The organism is Mesorhizobium sp. ORS 3428 (genome assembly GCF_001854785.1).
Taxonomy (GTDB): Bacteria; Pseudomonadota; Alphaproteobacteria; order Rhizobiales; family Rhizobiaceae; genus Mesorhizobium.
In genome coordinates, this window is sequence record NZ_MDFL01000047.1 from 1 (window position 1) to 3908 (window position 3908).

The 3908-nt window shown below is 57.0% G+C and carries 4 protein-coding genes; all 4 read right to left on the reverse strand.

Features of this window, described 5'->3' with window-relative positions; genetic code table 11:
* The coding region (locus ORS3428_RS06525) for an ATP-binding cassette domain-containing protein (RefSeq protein WP_244507869.1) at positions 1 to 310 on the reverse strand (310 nt) is incomplete at its 3' end.
* A gap of 70 nt (positions 311 to 380) precedes the next feature.
* Entirely contained in the window at positions 381 to 1115 is a 735-nt protein-coding gene (locus ORS3428_RS06530) for an ABC transporter ATP-binding protein (RefSeq protein WP_071095693.1), read from the reverse strand.
* Positions 1102 to 2061, reverse strand: coding sequence for a branched-chain amino acid ABC transporter permease (locus ORS3428_RS06535; RefSeq protein WP_244507870.1), 960 nt, complete (start codon positions 2059 to 2061; stop codon positions 1102 to 1104). Before ORS3428_RS06535 ends, ORS3428_RS06530 begins: the two co-directional genes overlap by 14 nt.
* Before the next feature lie 102 nt (positions 2062 to 2163).
* Positions 2164 to 3384, reverse strand: coding sequence for a substrate-binding protein (locus ORS3428_RS06540; RefSeq protein ID WP_071095697.1), 1221 nt, complete (start codon positions 3382 to 3384; stop codon positions 2164 to 2166).
* Positions 3385 to 3908: the final 524 nt, after the last annotated feature.

Sequence of the window (3908 nt, forward strand, 5' to 3'; positions counted from 1 at the left end):
CCAGCCGGTGGGCGAGCTTTGGAAAGATAGTAAGCACGCGGTCGAGCGCGTCTTTGTCTCGCATGGAAAGCATACCTACAGCGAGATTGTCGCGCACGGACAAGCGCGCGAATACCGCGTGCTCTTGCGGCACATAGCCTATGCCAAGTCGAACGCGCTTTTCAGTGGGAAGTGTCTCCAGGTCGCGCGAGTCGAGCCTGAGGGCGCCGCCGCGCAGCGGTAATTCCCCAACGATAGCCTTCATCAGCGTGGTCTTCCCTGCGCCATTGCGACCAAGCACGGCCGTGCCGCCTCGCCGGGGTATTTGCATTTGCACGCCAAACAGAACCTGGCTGCGGCCATAGCCAGCATCGACGTCGATGATATCAAGCAGATTGTCGTCAAGCACGGCGCAGATAAACCTCTTGYACACGAGGGTCGGCCTGGACCTCTTGCACCGTGCCGGAGCAAATGACATTGCCTTGATCGAGCACGGTCAATCGGTCGCAAACATCCCGGATGAAATCGAGATCGTGCTCGACAATAATCAGGGAGCATTTTTCCTTGATGGGTTGCAGCAAATCGCCGGTGACTCGACGCTCCTCGAGGCTCATGCCACCTGTCGGCTCGTCGAGCAGCAAGAGCTTGGGCTCACCCGCGAGTGCCATCGCGATCTCGAGCCACTGTTGCTGCCCATGAGAGAGGGCCGACGCGGGCTGGTAAGCGCGGCTTGCGAGGCGAAACTGCTCCAGCATTCCCATTACACGATCGTGCAGAGCACCGCGGGTACGCGAGAAGATCAGGCCCACAAGTGACGACTTTGCCTGGAGAGCGAGCAAAATGTTGTCGTAAAGCGTGAGAGCCGGCAGGACGCTCGTGATCTGAAATTTTAAGCTCAACCCCGCACGGGCTCGAGCAGCAGGCGATGCATCGGTGATGTCCACGCCAGAAAACTTGATCCGACCTTTGGAGGGTGTCTCGGCACCCGCCAGACACTTCATGAGAGTGCTCTTGCCGGATCCGTTAGGCCCGATCAGACCATGGAACTCGCTTTCACCGACCGTGATTGCGGCTCCATCCAACGCCACAAGTTTTCCAAAGCTCTTTAGGATAGGGGTTGTTTCAAGCAGCGCCATGGCCGCCTCGCTTTTCCGGTCGCCCGAAGCTTCCAACTCGCTCGCGTTCGCTCAAGACGAAGCTGATCAACCCAGCAGGCCGGAACATAATCACAAGCAGCAACAGCACACCGAGCATGATCGGCCAGACATCTTGGAAAGCATTCGACAGCCAATATCCCAACGCCTCGATGACGAGAGTGCCGATCACAGCTCCGACAAGGGTACCGGACCCGCCAAACAGCACATAAAGGACAACCTGGGTCGACATCACAACGCCCAGCATGTTCGTCCACACAAACCCCTCGTGAAACGCGTATAGGCTGCCAGCAACGCCAGCGATCGCRCCACTGACGGCGAAGATGATCGCCTTGAGGYGCTGTGCTCGGTATCCGAAGAAGGCAATCCGCTGCTCATTTTCCCGCAGACCGGCAAGCGCGAGGCCAAACTGCGATCTCAACATGAAGCGGCAAAGGAGATAGACAACCACCAGAATGCCGAGCGCGATGTAGTAGAAGATTGGCCCTTCGTTCAATTCATAGGTGCCGATGGTCATCGGCTGGATCGATGGGAYCCCATTCTGGCCGCCAAGGTATTGCGATCCTCGAGCAAACCTGTCCGCCGCGTAGGCGCCGGTCATGGTGCCTAGCGACACGAAAACCACACTCGTTGGGTGACGTCCGAGCAACAAGAAGCCTGCGAGCAACAATGCGGCGACGAGGCCCACAATGAATCCGACAGGAAGTACGACGAACATAGACGCTATGTTCGCATCGCGTGCGATCAGGGCCACGGCATAGCCGCCCAGGCCGAAAAACAGCGACTGACCAAGGCTCAGAATGCCCGCATATCCCCACACCAAATCGAACGAAATAGCGAACAAACAGAGTATGAGCACACGAGTGGCATAGATCGTTATGTAGTCGGGCAGTAGTGCCGGTGAAGACAAGCCGACAAGAAGCAGCATTGCTTCTATAATCGTGATAGCTGGAAGGAGCGTCCTTCCCTCACCCGAATACGGCAAGGTCTCGACTTGAATTTTGTCGTTTCCAAAAGGTGCCTCGGTCATTCAGCACTCCTTCGGTTCGACAAGGCCGCCGCTCCTCGACGCAATTTGATACTGGCCGTTCTTTGCCACCCCGATATACATATTCATCCTGCAGTGGCGCTTGCCGGGCACCATCTCGGCCGGACCGCCCGGACCTTCCGCGATCTTGGCGTGGTCGAGAGCGGCGGCCACGGCATCGCGCTCAACTGTACCAGCCTCCTTTACTGTGGCTTCCCACAGCTTTAGTCCCCGATAAACGCCGGTGGCGGCACTGCCTGCCGAGAACCGAAATTTGCCGGGGAACTGCTTTTCGTAAGCCGCCTGGATCCTGGCGCTTACCGGATCCTCCGCGGTCAACGACTTATAGTAGTCGAGGCTGCTGGCGAGGCCTTCGATCTCTTCAAACTGGTTCATGTCAAGCAGGTTCTCATCGTAATAGACGCAGCCAATCCGGCCGCCGGTTTTGGAGAATCCCGCTTGATAAAGCTGCTTGAAGAATGACCCGACGCCCGGAGGAATTACCGTGTTGAATACGACGTCCACTTTGTTGGTGATGACGCGACTGACCGTTGCCGAGAAATCAATCTGATCGGTTGGATAATACTCCTCGAAAACGACCTCTCCGCCATTGCTTTCAATCACCCTGCGGGCGTACGCGTTTATTGTCTGAGGCCAGATGTAATTGGAGCCCGGCAAAGCAAATCGCTTGCCGCCATTCTTAATGAGCCAAGGGATGAATTTGTCGCAATTTTGGGCCGGCACCGGGCCGGTGCAAAACAGGTAGGGGGTACACTCCTTGCCTTCATAGGCCTGCGGATAGATGTAGAGGGTCTTCCCGCGTGAAATGATGACATCTTTGATGGCATTGCGCATCGAACTGGCAATGCCRCCGACCACCATGTCGACCTTGTCTCGCTGAATGAGCTTGCGGACATTGCYGACCGCCACCGACTCGTTCGAAGCTGTGTCCTCGATCAGAAGTTCGAGAGGGCGGCCCAGCAGACCACCCGCGTCGTTAATCTCCTTCACGAGCATTCGCGCGACATTGGCATCGGTATTGYCGTTGAACGCCAGYGATCCGGTAAGGTCGGTAGCCACGCCAATCTTGATCGAGCCCTCTGCCGCATTTGCCCATTCTGGCCGGATTATCCAGCTGCCGGGACCCACTGCTATGGCTGCAGAGGCGAACGCCAAGCTGTGAAGAAAACGGCGTCGGTTGATTTGTCGCCTGTCATTGGACATCGGTGGAGTTCCCCTATCGCTCGTTGACGATGATTGCGCGTTTCGTTGAYGGCAGTGGCTGCAAAGCTACCCGTCATCTTTTTGTCTCAAACAGAGCTTTCGGCGGCCGAATTGGGTAAAGCTGAGCAAGGCAGGATTTTCAGCCCAAGACAGTTGGGTATTACMGGCGCTGCGGGGAAAGACGTTCGTCACCGGCAGCGGCAAGATCTGAGGTAGAAGACGTATTGATCGGGTGGCCGCAGCCGACACGGYCGAGGGCGCCGCCCAGCCGCCCCGGAAGTGGAAGCGCCTCTCAGCGTGAAGGACTCACGTTGTTTTGGGCGGAGCTACTAGCCGCGGCCGCCGATCCACTCGCGGATAAATATCGATACATAGCACCAAATCGGTGCAGATTGGGCAGGTGACATGGGCCGCAAACCTGATAGCGCACCCTGCAAAGAAGTTGGAGCTTACGTGAGTGCCATTTGAGTTTCGGTCGCCAGCAGATTCTCGATTGTAAAATCGAGGTCGCGCTCGCTATTCCC